Here is an 18,659-nt window from a genome sequence, read left to right on the forward strand (position 1 = left end):
CTGCCCGGACTTTACGCTGCGCCAGCAGATCGCGGCGCGTCTCATTGAGTGGATCGGTACTGGCCGCCTGAGCGGTGATGCCATGCAGATGGCGGGCCAGCGCCTGCGGTGTGGGATGGGCGAACAGGTCGGTGACCTGTAACGCGCTGTGGCCCTGCTGCGTCAGGTGAAGATGCAGCCGCACCAGATTCAGCGAGCTGGCCCCGGCATCGAAAAATGACTGTGCGGGCTGCACCGGCTGCCCGACCACCTGCTGAAAATGGCCGCACAGCTGGCGAACCAGCGCGCTATCCGGCTGAGCAGGCGCGGCGGCGGACTGGCCGTCGGCAGGCAGGCTGTGCCTGACCGGCACAGGCTGCGCCTGCGGCACAGCGTCGGTGATTGCCGGAACCAGCTGATGCAGGGAGAGTGACCAGGCGCATTCATCCTGCGCCAGCCGTTGCAGCAGGGTGAGATAACGCTCAAACACCGCGCCGATCTGCTCAGGGGCAAACAGTTGCTGCACATAGTCCCAGTTAAAGCGCAGCTCGCCTTCCGATTCATACACCTGATGGTCAAGCCACACCTGCGGCGTCTGCGATATCCCCCAGCCGGACTGCATCCAGCCGCTTTCCGCCAGGAAACGATGCTGGTCAAAACCCAGCGCGCTGGTAAATACCACCGGCATCGCGGTCGCTACCTCGCCGTGGCGTTGCGCCAGCTGACGCATCACCTGAATGGCGCTGACTTCGCGGTGCAGCAGATCCTGCCGCAGGCGCTGTTGCAAGCGGTGAGCACTGCCGCGCCAGTCCGGCTGTGGCTGCCAGGCCAGCAGCAGCAGCGAGGTGAAATCGCCCAGCACCTGTTCGATTTGCGGGTGCAGCGGCTGGCGGTCAAACAGCGTCAGGTTGACTGAGAGCGCGGGCTGGCGGGCCCAGGCAGAGAGAATGGCGCACCAGGCCGACAGCAGTAATGCCGATGGCGTCAGCCCCTCATCGCGGGCGCGGGTTTTCAGCGCCTGCCACTGGTCGGCGGCAAAACGGCCTGACAGACGGCTGAAGTGCGGGACGCCGATCTGCGTAGGGGAGTCCGTCACCGGCAGGCGCGGCGCGGGCGGCAGAGTGTCCAGCCGACGCTGCCAGTAAGCCTGCGAGAGCGGATTTGCCTCGCGCTGGCGCAGATGCTGCTGATAGTCGCGAAAGCCCACTTCCAGCGCGGGCAGGGGCTGCTGAGGCTGGAGATAAAGCCTCTCCAGCTCCGCCAGCAGGATCTGCATACTCAGTCCGTCAAGCAGCAGATTATCGAGACAGATCCACAGGCGCGCCTCGCCGCCATCGCTCACCTGCGCGGCCTGGATGTCAAACACCGGCCAGCGGGTGGGGTCCAGCACCTGACGGGCCAGCCGCTCACGCAGGGCCAGCGTGGCGGGGCCGTTTAAATCGTCGGGCCGATGGCAGGGCAACACAAACGGCGGCACGTCGCGCAGCACCTGCTGCATGTCGCCAGCGATCACCGTGCGCAGGGCGTCATGACGGGCCACCAGCCGGTTAATCGCCTGCTCAAACCGTGCCACATCCAGCGAGGCCACGCTGAACTCAACGAAGAAATGCGATCCCACACCGCCCAGGGTGAAACCGGGCTGTCGGCCTACCAGATAGGCCTGCTGTACTGCGGTCAGCGGGAAAGGGCGGTAACGACCGTCGGCATCATGAGGCAGTGTTTCCGCCTGAGCGCCCTGCTGACGACGGACGGTGGCGGCAAATGCCGACAGCGTCGGGAAATCGAACAGGTCGCCCAGCGTCGCCTGCCAGCCTGCCCGGCTCAGTTCACCGGTCAGACGGGTAGCCAGCAGGCTGTCGCCGCCCAGCCGGAAGAAGTGGCTGTCGCGCCAGATATCGGCGGTCGCCAGCAGTTGCCGCCACACGGCGGCCACCGCCTGTTCCGTTTCGCCCGTTGGCGGCTGAGATTCGGTCTGCGCGGATTGCTGCTGACCACCACAGCCTGCCATCAGCGCCTGCTGATCCACTTTGCCGTTGGCGGTCAGCGGCAGCGCATCGACAAACATCAGGCGCGGGGGGACCATGTAGCCGGGGAGCAGCTGGTGCAGCTCCGCCGCCAGTTTTTCACCGTCCGGCAGCCAGACCACCTCTGGCGCGCGCAGCAGCAGCCACTGCATATCGCCCGCGCTGCCGTCCTGCACTGCACTAAGCCCGCGTTCGCTGAGGGCGCTCTGCCACCAGCTGCTGTCGTGCAGCCGCTGACTGATGCCGCCTTCTTCGCCGTCTGCCAGCAGTTCGCTGCTGACCAGCGTCAGACAGGAGGCGTGTCGCAGTTCCATCACCCAGACCAGCGCCGAAGGGGCGGCCAGCGTCAGCAGCGCCGTCATGCCCTCTTCGCCGAGGCGATGCAGGGCGTTATTCGCCCACACCAGATCGGCCTGATGCCGCTCATGGTGCGGCAGGGCGCTGTCCCAGCGCCGGACGTGGGCCAGCTGGTGGTGTCGCAGATTCTCTATGGCCTGTAGCACCATCTCAGCAGAGTCATCCCAGCCGGTGTACTCCACCCGCGAAGGATCGAGGCGTTGCAGCAGGCTGAGCGCGCCGCTGGCGTCGCGTGCCCCCACTTCATGCAGACGCACCGGCCGTCCGAGCGCGTTTGCCAGCGAGGTTATCGTCGCAGCAAGGATGTCGAGGCTGGCCTGACAGCCGGGGTCGCGTTGCAGCAGTGCATGTGGTGCCCAGAAAGGATGGTTGAGCAGCGTCTGCACCGCGCGCTCGCCCCGCAGCATCTGCGCCAGCGGCTGATGCCAGGCGCACAACGCGCTGTGCACCTCCGCCAGCGGATGATCGGGGCCAGGTTGCCAGATAGCCGGTAGCGGCGCGGCTGCCTGCCAGCCACCTGCCGCCAGCGATTGCAGAAAGCCGCACTGGCACAGGTGTTCCAGCCAGCGGCAGAGGGTGGCGCGCTGGGCGGGCAGGCAGCCATAGTGCGCGGTCAGGGTGTCAGGGGTGATCGCTGAGGTGACATCCAGCTGCTCAGCGCAGAGATGTTGCCAAAGGAAACCGGCCACCAGCTGCGCCATCGCTGGTTGCTGTGACGGCAGGGACGCGGTGGTGTCAGCAGGCAGCAGGGTGGCATAATCTGCTGGCAGGTGGGCATCGGCAGGGGCATTGCTGAGCAGCGCCGTGCCTTCGGTGACCACAAAGGCGGCCAGCGATTTTTCCCGCTCACCGATGGCGAGGGCCACGGCATTTTTTACCCCAGCCACTTTCAGTAAGGCGGCGTCGATCTCGCCCAGTTCGATGCGATAGCCGCCAACTTTAACCTGACGGTCGCGTCGGCCAAGGAACTCCAGCCTGCCGTCCGGCCAGTAACAGCCCATGTCTCCGGTGCGATACCAGCGTTCGCCTTCGTGCAGTACAAACTGCCGGGCGCTGCGCTGCGCGTCGTTGAAGTAACCCAGCGCCACCCCGGCACCGCCGATCCACAACTCGCCCGGCACCCAGTCCGGGCAGTCGCGGCCCTGTTCGTCAGCCACCCGGTATTTCTGTCCGGGCAGCGGATAGCCATAGGGAATCGAGCGCCATTCAGGGGCCACCTCGTCCACCTCGTACCGATTCGACCAGATCGAGGCTTCGGTTGCGCCACCCAGCGCCACGAACTGACCGTCCGGGCGAAACCGGTGATACTGCGCGGGTAAATCCAGCCCAATCCAGTCACCGGAGAGCATCACCAGCCGCAGTTTTTCCACCGCAGTGAGGTCGAAACCGTCGCACCAAGTCAGCAGCATCTCAAACAGCGCCGGGACGCTGTTCCACAGGGTGACGCCGTGGCGTTCAATCGCTGCACACCAGGCCGCCGGGTCGCGCCGCTGCGCGTCATCCACCAGCACCAGCGTGCCCCCGGCACTTAACAGGCCGAAAATGTCCCAGACGGAGAGATCAAAATGCAGGGCCGACAGCGCCAGCACCCGGTCATCTGCTGACACCTGGTAGCGCTGATTCAGCGCCAGACAGGTATTGAGCGCCCCCTGATGGGAAATGATCACCCCTTTGGGCTGTCCGGTGGAGCCGGAGGTGTAGATGATATAGGCCGGATCGCTCTCCGCCACCGGACGGGGATGGGTGAGCGGCGGCTGGCTGATGGCATCCTGCCAGCTCAGCAGGGCGATGCCGTCGGTCGCCTCAGCGGGGCTATCCTGTGTGCAGGTCAGCACCACCTTCACCCCGGCTCCCTGATAAATCTCACTGCGACGCGCCAGTGGCTGATCGACCGACACCGGCACATAAACCGCACCGACGTGCAGCACCGCCAGCACCGCCACAATCTGGCCGAGGCCGCGTGACATGCTGACGGCCACCCGGTCACCGGGCTGCACGCCCTGAGCCACTAACGCCCCGGCGCAGCACTGCGCCTGGTGAGCCAGCTTGCCATAGCTCAGCTGGCGGCTGCCGTGGATCAGCGCCACGGCGTCTGGCGACGTCTGCGCCCGTTGCCAGAAAGCCTGATGCAGCAGCCCGGCGGGCAATGGCGTGGGGTCAGGGTGGTTAATCTTTTCCCGCACCCGGTACTGTTCGGCGGGCATCAGCTCCGGGAGCGGGGCCTGCCAGGCCTGCGGGGAGGCGATCAGCTGACGGACCAGCCCGACGCAGGCGTGGAACAGTGTGGCGGTCAGGCCGGGAGGGAACAGCGCTTCATTGCTGTCCCACTGCAACATCACGCTGCCGTTATGCTCCCAGGCGAGGAAGTCGATCCAGACCTGCGGCGTTTGTGAAATGCCAAAGCCGGGTTCACCCAGCGTGCGGGTCACATCGCGGCCAAACAGCGGCTGCCCCAGATTGCTGGTGAAAACCACCGGCGCGCCGTGCGGGAAAGCGCCCGGCGTTTTGCGCAGCTCACGCAGCAGCTCAACGCCGGAGAGGTGACGATGCTCGAAAGCGTCGGTGAAGGTGTGCTGATTGGCCCGGGCCAGCGCAGCGACAGATTCGCCTTCAGCGGCGATATCCAGCAGCAGGATATTGGTGAAATCGGCAATCATCCCGGCTACCGCCGGATGCAGCGGCTGGCGATCGAACAGGGTCAGATTCAGCAACAGTCGGGGCTGGTTGCACCAGCGGGCCAGTACCGCGCCAAAACAGGTGGCCAGCGCCATGGTTGGCGTCACGCCGACGCGGGCAGACAGGGTGCTGAACTGCTGCCAGTCTGCCGCGATGATCTCCTCGCGCTGGCGGGTAATGCGCACCTGTTTAATCTGTTGCGGTTCGCAGGCCAGCGGCAGACGGGGGGCATCCGGCAGGGTGGCCAGGCGCGGCAGCCACCAGGCTTCGGCCTGTTGCCGGGCGGCGGCGTTCTCCTCTGCGGCCTGCGCGAGGTAGCTGCGAAAATCATATTCCTGGCAGCGGGGAGGCAGAATTTCACCGCGCAGCAGCGCCGCCAGCTCGTCAAAAAGCAGGCTGAAGCTGGCCGCATCCATCACCAGCAGATCGATATTCACATGCAGTCGCTGGCGGCCATCCGGCAGCAGCGTCAGCTGAAAATCGATATTTTCGCCCTGGTCCACCGCCAGTACCCGGTGTCCGTTGCGTTGCCGCATCTGTTGCAGGTGGCTTTCGCACTCGCTGTCGGCGGCATTCTGCATCGCGTATACGCTGAGGCCGCGCCAGCGGGTGCCGGGGCGATAGCGCTGGTGGCCCTCTTCCGGAAAGGTGACGCTGAGCATCGGATGCCGGTCGATTAACGTACCGATTGCCTGTTCGACCGCGTCAGCGTCCAGCCCGCTGCCGTCAAATTCCTGGTACAGGTGGCAGCCTACGCCGCCCAGAATCTGCTGCGGCGCGCGTCCTACCCGGTAGGCGTGCTGTACCGGCGTCAGGGGGAAAGGGGTTTGATCGGTCATGGTCGGCCAGCGGAGCTGATGGTCAGCGGTGACTGCCGTGGCAGGAGAGGCGATACTGTCTGCCGCAGGATGGTCGGCCAGCAGACGGCTCCAGCCCGCGACGCTTGGCTGCTGGTAGAGATCTTTCAGTCTGATCCGGTGGCCGCGTTTACGTAAGCGGTGCAGCCAGTCCATCAGTTTTATCGAGTCCAGCCCGCGTTCAAGCAGGCTGTCATCGGCAGCCAGCGCCTGTGGAGATAACCCCAGTTCGGCGGCAAGCTCAAGGCGAAGCGCCTCGTTTACCTCTGCCACGGCGTTATTCTCCGTTTGCACTATTTCTGTCATCAGAACCGTCTCCGTCGATCTTTACAGGGGCGAGCCAGGGCAGGGCGGGCTTGCCTTCCTGACATCAAAAGTGGCGGCCTTCGTCGCGCTTCGCGCCGATGACTCACCCGCATCAGGGAGGCAGGGAGCGTCACGTCCCTGCCGTTAATAATGGGAATACAAATAAAAATAATAGTGATAATCATTTACAAAAAAGAGCCTGGCTGGTTGTGTCCGGTGTCTGCTCTGTGGCGCGTAATAATGCGTAATGATGATGTGCGCTGGCAGGGAATTGAGGGTTAACACAGCCATCTCAATGGTTGCCCATGTTAATAACATCGTTGTTACCGGCGCTAACGTTTTACGGAAGGAATTTGACTTTTTGGGAATTTTTGTCTTTTGCGTCTGGCTTATTATGGCCCTGAAGACGGCTCAGAGCGCAGCAGGTGCCAGGGCGGCACCCGCACGAAAACCGGCAGAGGGATTCAGCTCAGTGCAGGGATGTCGCTGCGCAGGTCGGCGGTGGGGAGCGCTGAAGTCCCCCCGCCACACTCAGCAGGCGCTCGCTTTCATTGCGCTTCAGGGCTGATGCCCAGCGCACACTGTTTTGGCGAAATTCCGGTGTGATTTCGGAATACCCGGCTGAAATGGCTCAGGTTACCGAAACCGCAGCTGGCGGCAGTTTCGGTAACATTCGCACCCCGTTGCAGCATGGCGACGGCGGCATCCAGGCGGATGCGCGTCAGGCAGGCATGCACCGAGCAGCCAAACAGGGCATGAAAGCCGGATTGCAGACGCTTTTCGTTAAGGCCGATATGGCGGGACAGGGACTGCACGCTCCACTCCTGGCCGTAATTTTTTTCCAGCATAATGCGTGCTTCATTCAGCAGTGGCCGGTCGGCAGGGACGGGCAGTTTTATCTGCTGCTGAGTGATATTTTCCCGCAGGAAGCAGGCGACCATTTCCAGTGCTTTCGCCCGCAGCCAGATATCCCGCGAAATACATGCGCCGGGCCAGCTGCACTCGAAGCCCAGTAAGCCACAGGCAAGACGCTGAAGGGCGCTGGAGGCCGGCATCGATCCCAGAAACGCATCCAGGTGCGGCTGATCGCCCTTAACCGTACAGACACGATTGCGCAGGTCATCCAGTTGCAGGCCAGTAAGACCGGCGACCGCCGACTCCTGCATGTGGATGCTGACCATGCGAAACGCCCCGTCGGATTTGCCATCCAGCACGTCCCAGCCGGTGGCAAACTGGCCGGTTGCCATCATGATCGCCGTGCCTGCTCTGGCGTCGATCACCGTGCCATTATCAAAGGCGGCCTGCATCCGTCCTTCAATCAGAATATTGATGCTTAACGCAGGCGGCCCTTCCGCACGGAATGACCACTTACTGCCTGGCCGCCCGTTGATGCAGTTAATGCCCAGTCCGTCACAGGGACGGTAGATCTGCATGACCTGCCGCCACTCCTGCTGGATGCCCGCCTCATTCGCTTCCTGCAACCTGTGGGGGTCAAGAGCGGGTTGAGCGGATACGCGTTGTGTCTTCTCCATCATAAATTTTTCCTGAAAACATCAAGTTTTTCCCGAAAACCGTTAGCACCACTGGTGAATTAGCGTAATGATACTCACTATCACTTACAACTTATTTCGTCACTCATGTACATAATTGCTATCAGCAACAGTCAGTTAGCCCTGTGCCGCTCCAGCTGGATGCCGCTGAAAAGCCGGGGGCTTTTGCGATGACGGCCAGCCCTTGCTCACTGCCTGGCTTGCCTGCGCGACAGGTTTTACCGGCGGTGGCCGGTATTTACATCAGCCAGACACTGATTACCGCGTTAACCACCCAGGCGCTGCCCTCGCTGCTGCGTGAGGCCGGGGCATCACTTCAACTGATCGGCCTGACGGCGCTGCTGTGGGTTCCGTGGGGAGTGCGTTTTTTATGGGCACCGGCGGTGGAACGCTGGCGTCTGCCCGCCGGACGGCGCGAACGGCGATCCCGCAGGTTGATCCTTGCCGGGCAGTGGCTGATCGCAGCAATTTTATTTGTCACCGGTAGCGTGGCGCTGAGCGGGCATCTGCTGCTGGCATCCTCTGCCGGGTGGATTGTGGCTGCGCTGCTGGCGGCCGCGTTGGTGGCGGCGACCACCGATGTGGCGAGCGATGGCTTTACCGTCGAACAGCTCAGCCGCCAGCAACACGGCTGGGGAAATGTGGCGCAGATCGGCGGCAGCTACCTTGGCGCAATGCTCGGCGCAGGCGGCTTTTTGCTGGTGGCGGCCCGGGTTGGCTTGCCCTGGGCGCTGATCGCCGCCAGTCTGGCGATCCTGTTGCTGAGTGTGCCAATGGGGCTGTTGCAGGAGCCATCGCGCCACCACGTACAGCAGGATCAACAACACCGGCCTGGCCTGCTACATGCGCTGCGTCGCCCGGAGATCCGCAGCGGCCTGCTGCTGATGCTGCTGGCAAGCGTTGGGGTAAGGCTGACGCTGGGCATGTTTGGTCCTTTTCTGCTTGATCGGGGGCTGAGCCTCGAACAACTGGGCTGGTTTTTCAGCTCGGTGTTTATCGCTGCCGGACTGAGCGGCACCCTGCTGGGCGGTCTGCTGGTGCGGGCGGCACCAGGCTGGCGGGCGGTGTGGCTGGCCGTTGGCATCAAAGCCTGTGCGCTGGCCGCGCTGGCGGTGGCCGCCCCGGCTGCGCCGCTGATGCTGCTGATGGCATTGATTGTGCTGGTGTTTGCCGCGCTGGGTTTTGTCTGGGTGGCGCTCTACTCCGCGCTGATGGGGCTGGCGTCACCGTTACAGTCCGGCGTGGACTTTACCCTGTTTCAGAGCGCCGATGCGCTGCTGGCGGTGGCGGGCGGGGTGGCCGGAGGCTGGCTGGCGCAGCATCTGGGCTATTCCGTCTGCTTTGCCTTCGCCGCCGCCTCGGCGCTGCTGGCGGTGCTGGCGGTCAGACGACGCGGCCCGGCGCTGGAGGGTAGTGAACCCCGGCGGGCGCAGCCGTGAACGGCGACAACGCCCGCCAGACTCCACGCGTCTGGTCGATTCTGCGACCGGTGCGTGGACAGGTTTATTTTGCCATGGTGCTGGCCGGGCTGGCCTGTGCTGCGGCGCTGGGGGCGCTGTGCGCGCTGGCCTGGGCGATGCATCAGCTGTTGCACGCTGCCGCCGGATGGCCGTGGCCCGCGCTGCTGCTGGCCCTGCTGCTGACGGTGCTGGCCTATGTGCTGCGCCTTACCGCCTTCAACCAGTCACATTTTGCCGCTTTCCGGCTGGAGACGCGGCTGCGCACCGATCTTGCCACCCATCTGGCCCGCGTGCCGTTGGGGTATCTGCAACAGACCGGCTCCGGCGCACTGACCAAAGTCATGATGGAAGATGTGAAAGCGTTGCATGTGTTTGTCGCTGACAGCACGCCGCTGTATGCCCGTGCCTGCGTCTCGCCCCTGTTAACTTTTCTTTTGCTGTGGTGGCTGGACTGGCGGCTGGCGCTGGCCGCCACGGCGGTGCTGGGCGCGGGAATGGCGGTGGTGTCGCTGACGATGCGCGGCAGTGAAGAGATGACCGCGCGCTACCACCAGGCCAGTGAAAGCGTCAGCAGGGCGGTGGTGGAGTATGTCCAGGCGATGCCGGTGGTGCGCACTTTTGACAGCGGTACAACCACCTTTCAACGTTATCAGCAGGCGCTTGATACCTTTCTGTCGGTGGTGCTGCGCTGGTACAGAATGGTCGGCTTTTCGTCGCGTCTGTCGGTAGCCATTCTTAATCCGCTGCCCACGCTGACCGCACTGCTGTGGTGTGGAAGCTGGCTGATCGGCCACGATGGCACCGCCCCTGCTAACTGGCTGGCGGTGCTGCTGGTGGGCACCGGCATGGCAGAGTCGCTGCTGCCGCTGATGTCGCTGCGGCATCTGGTTGCCAGAACGCAGATGAGCGTTCAGCGTATTCATCAGGTGCTGGCCACGCCGGTACTGCCGCAGGTAGCCCCGGCCGGTGCGGCGCAGCCTCGCGATAACAGTGTGCGTTTCGAACAGGTTGATTTCAGTTACGGCGGCGAGCGGGTGCTGCACAACGTCAGTTTCACCGTCCCGCAGGGCAGCGTCACCGCGCTGGTTGGCCCTTCCGGCGCGGGAAAAACCACGGTGGCGCGGCTGATCCCGCGATTCTGGGACGTCAGTGCCGGTTGTATCCGGGTGGGCGGCGTCGATGTGCGCGACATGCTACCGGATACGCTGATGCGTCAGGTGGCGTTTGTTTTTCAGGATACCTTTCTGTTTGCCGGCACCATCGCCAGCAATATTGCCCTGGGCGAACCGGATGCCACGCCGCAGCAGATAACGGCTGCCGCCCGCGCCGCGCAGGCGGATGACTTTATTATGGCGTTGCCTCAGGGCTACGATACCCAAGTGGGTGAGCGGGGGGTGTTTTTATCCGGCGGCCAGCGCCAGCGGATTACCATCGCCAGAGCGATCCTGCAAAACCGTCCTATCCTGGTGCTGGATGAGGCGACGGCGTTCGCCGACCCGGAGAATGAAGCCGCGCTGGTGGCGGCGCTCTCCCGTCTGATGCGCGGTAAAACCGTGCTGATGGTGGCGCACCGACTCTCCACCATCTGCGATGCCGATCAGATCCTGGTGTTTGATCGGGGTCGGCTGGTGGGGCGTGGACGCCACCCCGAACTGCTGGCGCAGGGCGGCGTTTATGCCCGGCTGTGGCACAGTTATCAGCAGGCGCAGCACTGGGTGCTGAGCCGCGACAAAATGGAACAACCGGCATGAGCAGCGCAGGAGCAAATACACTGCGTCACAGCTGGCGTGTACTGATGCAGATTGCCGCCAGCCGGATGCCGCGCCTGCGTGCCAGCCTGATCGGACTGGCGGTGGCCGCGGCGGTGCAGGGGCTGGCCCTGGCCTGCCTGATGCCGCTGTTTATGGCACTGTTTCCGGTTTTTCACTCGCGTTCAGCGCTCGGCTGGCTGCTGGCGATGACACTGCTGATGCTGGTCAGCACGGTGATGCGTTGGTGGGCGCAGGGCTTTGATTACCGTGGCGATATGGTGCGCACCACACACCAGCTGCGCAGCCAGCTGGGAGAACAGCTGCGTCGTATTCCGCTGAACATTCTGCAAAACAGTCGTGCCGGTGGCGTCAATGCCACCCTGCTGGGCAGCGTTGATGAAACGCTGAGTTATATCCTGACTATCGCCAATATGATGGCGACGGCGCTGTTTACTCCCCTGGTTGTCGCACTGGTGGCCCTGTGGTTTGACTGGCGCATGGGGCTGATGCTGATGCTGGTTTTTCCACTGTTGATCCCGCTGTATCGCTGGCGGCGTCCGGCCTACGGGCGCGGGATGCGGCTGCTGGCCGATGCCAGTGAGCGGGTCAGTAGCGATATTCTGGAATATACCCAGGGGTTGCCGGTGTTGCGCGCCGCCTGCTGTGTGGGCGCTCAGGCGGCAACCTTACAGGCGGGCCTCAGTGCCCTGCAAACCATCCAGACCATCGGACAGAAAAAAGGCGCAAAGCCTAACCTGGTGCTGGCGACGGTGATGGAGCTGATGGTGCTGGTGGTGGTGTTTACCGGCACGTTTCTGGTGGCCAGCGGCAGCCTGGATTTTGCCGTTCTGGCAGCGCTGATGGTGATTGTGGTGCGCTTTGGTGAGCCGCTGGCAACCTTTGTGCTCTACACCAAAATGATTGATCTGATCGAAGCGGCGCTGGGCAAGATTAATGGCCTGCTGAATATTGCACCCCTGCCGCAGCAGCTGCCCGCCCGGACGCCGGAAAGCTTTGACGTGGCATTTAACCAGGTCAGCTTCAGCTATGACGGTAAGCCGGTTTTCCAGGCCTTGCAGGCGCAGTTTCCGGCGCGCAGTCTGACGGCGCTGGTGGGCCCGTCCGGCAGCGGGAAAACTACCCTGACACGCCTGCTGATGCGCCACGCCGATCCGCAGAGCGGCTCGGTGACCCTCGGCGGCGTTGACCTGCGTGCGGTGCCAGCGGAGACGCTTAATCAACTCATTTCCGTGGTTTTTCAGGATGTGTATCTGTTTGATGACAGCATTATGGCCAATATTCGCATGGCCCGGCCGGATGCCAGCGACCAGCAGGTGGAAGCGGCTGCCCGTGCCGCCTGTTGTCATAACTTTATCAGCCGCCTGCCGGACGGTTACGCCACCCGGGTGGGGGACAATGGCGGGCGGCTGTCTGGCGGGGAACGCCAGCGCATCAGCATTGCCCGCGCGATGCTGAAAAATGCGCCGGTGGTGATCCTCGATGAACCTACCGCCGCGCTGGACAGTGAAAGCGAAGTGGCAGTGCAGCGGGCGATTAATGCGCTGGTTCACGATCGCACGGTGATCGTGATTGCTCACCGGCTGTCGACGATCAGCGGGGCGGATCAGATCCTGGTGATTGACGACGGGCAGGTGGTGGAACAGGGGCGGCATGATGCGCTGCTCAGCCGGCAGGGCCGTTACTTCACCATGTGGCAGGCGCAACAACGGGCCAAAAGCTGGCAGCGGCAACCGACGGAGCCAGCGAAAGGGTGAGATTGAGTGCTTTCGTTCTGCAGATGCCTGTCGTGCGGGGCAACAACATGACTGGTAATCAGCATGACATCGTCGTTGCGGAGCCATCTGCCGACGCTTTTTCTTTTCAGGGATAAACACATGCAAATACTCCGACTCTGCCCGCTGGCCTTTACCGGCCTGCTGCTTTCTCCACTGGTTTTTGCCCAGTCTGACACCGGCGATGACACGCTGGTGGTCAGCGCCAGCAAGCAATCTCCCCTGTCGGCCTCGGCGCAGAACGTCTCTTCCAGCGTCGCCAGCGGCGAGCAGTTGCGGGATGCCAATGTTACCGCTACGCAAAAACTCAGTCGGGTATTACCTGGCCTGAATACCGAAAACAGCGGTAGCCTGCTCTATCCGATTATCTCCCTGCGGGGGGTGTCCTCGGCGCAGGACTTTTATAATCCGGCCGTCAGCCTGTATATCGACGGTGTGCCCCAGCTTGCCACTAACACCTTCCAGGCGTTGACCGACGTTGAGAGTGTTGAAATGCTGCGCGGGCCGCAGGGCACGCTGTATGGTAAAAGTGCCCAGGGTGGGGTGGTGAACATCGTTACCCGCCAGCCGGACAGTACTGCCCGGGGTTACCTGGAAGGGGGCGTCAGCAGTCGTGAGGGGTGGCGCAGCAAACTGAATCTCAGCGGGCCGATACAGGACGGATTGCTCTACGGCAGCGTCACCCTGCTGCGTCAGGTGGATAACGGTGATTTAAAAAACCCGTCCACCGGCAGTGATAATCTGGGTGGTACACGCAGCAGCGTGGGTAATGTGCGCCTGCGACTGGCCCCGGACGACCAGCCCTGGGAGGCGGGATTCTCTGCGACGGAGGATTGTACCCGCGCCACGCAGGACACCTATCTGCCCTTTAATGATATTAAAGGCAAAACGCTGAGTATTGCCGATGGCGCACCGGATCCCTCACTGAAGCGCTGTACGCACAGCCAGTCACTGACGGCGAAATACACCAGCGATAACTGGATTTTCAATCTGGTCGGTGCCTTCCAGCAACAGAATTATCAGCGCAGTTTTCCCAACGGGACGCTGATTGCCACCATGCCGGAACGCTGGAATCAGGATGTACAGGAGCTGCGTGCATCCACCTGGGGCGATGGGCGCACGGTGGATATGGTCTTCGGACTTTATCGTCAACATACCCGACAGAAAATTGACCTCTCCTACGATATGCCTGCCTTTAACTATATGCAGACCCATTCTGCCACTTCATCGCAAACGCTGGCCGGCTACGGTGATTTGACCTGGCATCTGACCGACCGTGTTGATCTGGGTGGTGGTCTGCGGCTGTCGCACGATCGGTCTGATACCCGCTACCACGGCAGCGTGATGGGCAGTGCCTTTGGTGACAGTAACAGCCAGAATGATAATCAACTGCTGGGACAGCTGTCGGCAGGCTATAAAATGACCCGTGACTGGCGGGTTTATACCCGTATCGCCCAGGGATACAAGCCGGTCGGATTTAACATTATCCCGACGGCAAACGTCGCGGCAGAACCCTACGCGGCAGAAAAATCCATCAACTACGAAATTGGCTCCCGCTATGAAAAAGAGGATCTGACCTTGCAGGGGGCGCTGTTTTATACCCACAGCCGGGATATGCAACTTTATTCCGGGCCTGCCGGGATGCAGACGCTGAAGAATGCCGGAAGTGCCGATGCGCGTGGGGTTGAACTCAGCGCTGCCTGGCAGTTTACGCCCGGCTGGTCGTGGGATGTGAATGGCAATATGACCCAATCCGAATTCACCAGCGGCAGTGAGCTGTATAAAAATAAGCGGGTGCCCTTTGTTCCGCAGTACAGCGCTGCCAGCAGTGTCAATGGCACGATCAATACCGAATATGGCCTGTTGCAGCCGCGTCTGGCGGTGAATCTGGCAGGCGCACACTACTTCGATGGCGATAATCTGCTGCGACAGGGCGCATACGTCACCACCGATTTACGCCTTGGCTGGCAGGCAACGGAACGGCTGAACGTTGCGGTGTATGTCGATAATCTGTTTGATCGCCGCTATCGTACCTATGCTTACCTGAGTGGGGATTCGGCGTTTGCACAGGTTAATACCGGCAGGACGCTGGGACTGGATCTGCGGGTGGATATGTTCTGAAGTCGCTCTTCGTTACCCGGGCTGATGAGTGGGGGGATCGTGCCGTCAGGCTGACGGCGGTGACAGCCAGCCTGGCGACAGAGGATGCTACTGATGGCAGTTTTGCTCCAGCGCGGTAAAGTCTGCGGTGAATTTTTTCAGTAATTTCTCCAGTTGATGACGCTCCTCTTCCGGCCACTGCTGAAAAATGGCCTGATAGATCTGCGCCCGGGTGGCGTCGATTTTATCGGTCATTGCCTTTCCCTCTGGGGTGATGATCGCTTCATTGATACGTCTGTCCACGGCATTCTTCTGACGGCGCGCCAGGCCCGTTTCCTCCAGCTTCGCCACCTGACGGCTTACCGTGGTGTAATCACGACCCACCCTGTCGGCCAGATCTCCCACGCCTGTCGGCCCGAAGCGGCTTATCAAAACCAGCAGCGGAAACAGGGCGCGGTCAAGATGAATACCGGCATCTTTTATCATTAATTCGTCGCGTTGCGGGCGGTTAAAAGCAGCAACCACGGTCAGCAATGTATCGTGCAGCGCATCGAAGTTATCAGATTTATGTGTATTTTGCACATTTTTCATTGACGGGATCCGGAGTAGGGAATATTGTGTGCATTATACACATATATCTTGCAAACAAAAAGGAACAGAGATGAAAGCAGCTGTTATATCCGAAAAAGGTAAGACGCCGGTTTTTGGCGATTTTCCGCAACCTGAAGTGAATGAGGGGACGGTAGCGATTGCCGTTAAAGCTGCCGCCCTGAGTCAGCTGGTAAGATCGCGTGCTGCCGGTACGCATTACAGCTCAACCGGCAGCTATCCTTTTATTCCGGGTGTGGATGGTACGGGGTATCTGAGTAACGGCGAGCCGGTCTATTTTATTGCTTTAGATCCCGTCTGGGGCAGTATGGCGGAAACCGCGCTGGCAACACCCGGCAGTATCGTGCCATTACCGGCAAATCTTGATCTTGTTGCAGCGGCAGCGATGGGCAATCCGGGCATGTCGTCATGGGCAGCATTAACCCGCCGGGCAGCACTTCGTACCGGTGAAACGGTATTAATTAACGGCGCGACGGGCATATCAGGAGGGCTGGCGGTGCGCATTGCACGCCACCTTGGTGCAGGAAAAATCATTGTCACCGGCCGTAATGCCACTGCGCTGCAACAGTTACGCACTGCGGGAGCAGATATTACCCTGACGCATGAGCAGCTGCCGACCAGACTACACGAACTGATGCAGGAGGGGGTGGATGTGGTGCTCGATTATCTGTGGGGTGAAAGCGCGCTGGATATTATGACCGCTGCGGTTGACGGAGGCGCAAAGGTGGTGCGTTTTGTGCAGATTGGCTCTCTTAGCGGCCAGCAGATTTCGTTGCACAGCAAATTGCTGCGATCCTCCGGGCTGACGTTGATGGGAAGTGGGTTAGGCAGTATTGCAGGTAAAGAACTGGCGGCGGCGGTGGCTGAGTTTTTCCAGGCCGCCGGGGAGCGCGATTTTACCGTGCCATTCCTCTCGCGGCCGCTGAGCGAAGTGCATCAAGCCTGGCACGAGGAAAAAGGCCGCATCGTATTTACGCTTTAGTTCACCGCAGGTGGCAAGGCAAAGATGGCGCGTTGTAAACCCTGAAAATTGATCGGCAATGTAATGCAGCGTGATAGCGGAATTCCCGCTATGGCATTTAATTTCCCAGGTTTTGTTGACTGCTGGCTGAACGGAACCTGGGTGGCAAAAATAAATGGCATGCGTTAGCGGTAAAATCGAATCAGCGGGCTTTGTGCTATCTGGCGTACAAGGCTTGCTGAATGTTTTAGTCCAGGCTTCTTTGAGTTCAGTCATCAGTCATCACTCATCACTCATCACTCATCACTCATCAGTCTCCAGTCTCCAGTCTCCAGTCTCCAGGTTTCGGGCTGGACGATCTCATCAGCTGCTTAAATCCCGGCAGACGGTTCCAACCCTGGATAAAAGGAGAGGGCAAATCCGGGCGACGATTGTCAAAACATCGCCAGGCATTAAAACTGGGTACAGATTATTCTGCTGATTTCTGAAATTTATTTAAGAAAATACTCGGCATTACTGACAGCCACCTGTCAGTTTCCTGGAGGAAGTTCTCATTCTTATACGGAGTAAGAAAAAAATGAAAAGCAGGAATATTATTTTTTTACTCTCCGGAGAAAAAATAATTGAGAAATTACGGCAGGAGGAAATAACAGCCTCGTATTGGTTAATTGTGATAAAAAAAGACTTTTTGATTTGAATTTTTATATTCAAATTTGATTTTTTTAACTTTTTTTAAATTCAATTTTTTAAGAATTGAGGAGATGGACATATACAGGATGGTTATGTATGGAACTGATTCCATTGCTGATTAATATAAGATTTCATTATGTTTAAGTAATGTTAAAAATGTAAATGAGAACACGGTTGTTTTTTTGTTTATGTAAAACAACAGGTTGTAATTGTCGATTTTGCAAAATTACATTTGATTACAAACGCCGCAGCTGAAATGAATTGAATGTATTCGAAATCATAAAGATATTTATTGAGCGAACTATTTCCAGACATCGACAAAATTAGATTACTTAAATCTAAGGGCGGTAGCTTGGAAATAAAAAGCGTAAACCATTCAGTAATCCTACGTCTTAAAGAGGCTTAAACATGAATATGAATGAAGAACTTGAATTGAACGAAGTTATTGAAGGTGACGTTCTGACTGAAGAAGAAATGATGGCGATCTCTGGTGGTTTGAAAGCCTGATTTATAGCTCCCCCTCGCGGGGAGCATTAAAATAATTAGGAACCCGTATGACAGAAAACGATTTTTCTCATCAGCAACATCTGGATGTCGTCAGGGCATTGTTCCGTCTCTATACAGAAGATGAATCTACACTTGACGCTGACCTTCAGTGGTTGAAATCAGCCAGTCTGGAAATCATTAACCGCAACAAACTCATTGCGCTGTATCGCTATGCAATTGAGAAATATGAATTACTTCCAGCGCTGGGAAAGAAAAATTTCCGTATGCTTGATTTGATGTGCTGTTATGAGAAAAACCTGCGGGCTAAAAGAGAAAGTCACAATCGGATCCTCTTCAGAAGGATGAAGGAAGAGAAAATAAATTTTGCGGTACGAAAAGGAGAAACCCTGTCATTTTGCTACAAAGAATCTCATCATCGGATTTCAGGCGATACAGATATACTTATTGATAAGAATGACAAAAATAAAATAGTAGAAATACTTGATTCACTTGGTTATAAAATGGGAGAGTTTGACCACTTCAGAGGGGAAATCAAAGACTATCGTCGTGAAGAACTGATTAAATACAATATGAGTCCGGATCATCTGCCGCATTACCTGCTGGTTGATGATGGCTATCCCGTTTCAGTTGATATTGCCTACAGCATTACGTGGTTTAAAGATAGTGAAAGTTATTCCACCACTGAATTAATCGATTCATCGACCAATGAATTAAATGCAGAGGCGAAATTTCTTGATACCACTTTGCACCTCTATCGGGAAACATTTCTTAAATCATCCCTGCTTAATCGTGCTCCGTACCTGTCAGGCATGTTTGACTCCGTTATTCTACACAACAAAAAAAATACAGAAATTGAAGATAACAGAGTGAAAGAGATAGTCTGGTTTTCACTTCAGACATTAGCAGGCAATGAGTCTTATGAAAGTCTGAACAGAAAATATGCCTATTATTATAGCGGAAGTGAAAAAAAACCTATGAAAAATAGCGTTCTTTTTTACATGTTCAAAAACCGAGAAACATCGATAATATTATGAACAGG

At 59.0% G+C, this 18,659-nt stretch carries 9 protein-coding genes and 1 pseudogene; 7 read left to right on the forward strand and 3 right to left on the reverse strand.

Annotated features, from left to right (window positions below; translation table 11 throughout):
* Positions 1 to 97: 97 nt before the first annotated feature.
* Positions 98 to 6,199, reverse strand: a pseudogene (locus AC3RPL_RS06840) (amino acid adenylation domain-containing protein); the annotation flags it as partial.
* A gap of 548 nt (positions 6,200 to 6,747) precedes the next feature.
* Complete coding sequence (locus tag AC3RPL_RS06845) at positions 6,748 to 7,734, reverse strand: helix-turn-helix transcriptional regulator (RefSeq protein WP_052018713.1); 987 nt, start codon at positions 7,732 to 7,734, stop codon at positions 6,748 to 6,750.
* A gap of 185 nt (positions 7,735 to 7,919) precedes the next feature.
* Here AC3RPL_RS06845 and AC3RPL_RS06850 point away from each other — a divergent pair, with 185 nt between their 5' ends.
* The 4 genes from AC3RPL_RS06850 (at position 7,920) to AC3RPL_RS06865 (ending at position 14,874) form a co-directional block, all read left to right on the forward strand.
* On the forward strand, positions 7,920 to 9,188 hold the full coding sequence (locus tag AC3RPL_RS06850) for an MFS transporter (RefSeq protein WP_490739417.1): 1,269 nt from the start codon (positions 7,920 to 7,922) through the stop codon (positions 9,186 to 9,188).
* Between the two features lie 74 nt (positions 9,189 to 9,262).
* A complete protein-coding gene (locus tag AC3RPL_RS06855; RefSeq protein WP_490740647.1) occupies positions 9,263 to 10,960 on the forward strand; it encodes an ABC transporter ATP-binding protein in 1,698 nt (565 codons plus the stop codon).
* Complete coding sequence (locus tag AC3RPL_RS06860; RefSeq protein WP_490739418.1) at positions 10,957 to 12,735, forward strand: ABC transporter ATP-binding protein; 1,779 nt, start codon at positions 10,957 to 10,959, stop codon at positions 12,733 to 12,735. The genes AC3RPL_RS06855 and AC3RPL_RS06860 overlap by 4 nt, the downstream gene beginning before the upstream one ends.
* Before the next feature lie 120 nt (positions 12,736 to 12,855).
* Entirely contained in the window at positions 12,856 to 14,874 is a 2,019-nt protein-coding gene (locus tag AC3RPL_RS06865; protein ID WP_490739419.1) for a TonB-dependent siderophore receptor, read from the forward strand.
* Positions 14,875 to 14,961: 87 nt separating this feature from the next.
* Here AC3RPL_RS06865 and AC3RPL_RS06870 read toward each other — a convergent pair whose 3' ends face one another.
* Positions 14,962 to 15,444 carry a MarR family winged helix-turn-helix transcriptional regulator gene (locus AC3RPL_RS06870; protein ID WP_490739420.1) on the reverse strand — a complete coding sequence of 161 codons (483 nt, stop codon included), beginning with the start codon at positions 15,442 to 15,444 and terminating at the stop codon, positions 14,962 to 14,964.
* 70 nt (positions 15,445 to 15,514) lie between these two features.
* Between AC3RPL_RS06870 and AC3RPL_RS06875 the strand changes: the two genes are divergently transcribed.
* From AC3RPL_RS06875 to AC3RPL_RS06885, 3 genes are all read left to right on the forward strand, one after another.
* Positions 15,515 to 16,444 carry a quinone oxidoreductase family protein gene (locus AC3RPL_RS06875; protein ID WP_490739421.1) on the forward strand — a complete coding sequence of 310 codons (930 nt, stop codon included), beginning with the start codon at positions 15,515 to 15,517 and terminating at the stop codon, positions 16,442 to 16,444.
* A gap of 1,077 nt (positions 16,445 to 17,521) precedes the next feature.
* Complete coding sequence (locus tag AC3RPL_RS06880) at positions 17,522 to 17,620, forward strand: bacteriocin (protein ID WP_152542652.1); 99 nt, start codon at positions 17,522 to 17,524, stop codon at positions 17,618 to 17,620.
* Positions 17,621 to 17,667: 47 nt separating this feature from the next.
* A complete protein-coding gene (locus AC3RPL_RS06885; RefSeq protein ID WP_490739422.1) occupies positions 17,668 to 18,654 on the forward strand; it encodes a nucleotidyltransferase family protein in 987 nt (328 codons plus the stop codon).
* Positions 18,655 to 18,659: the final 5 nt, after the last annotated feature.

Source organism: Erwinia papayae, from assembly GCF_058241465.1.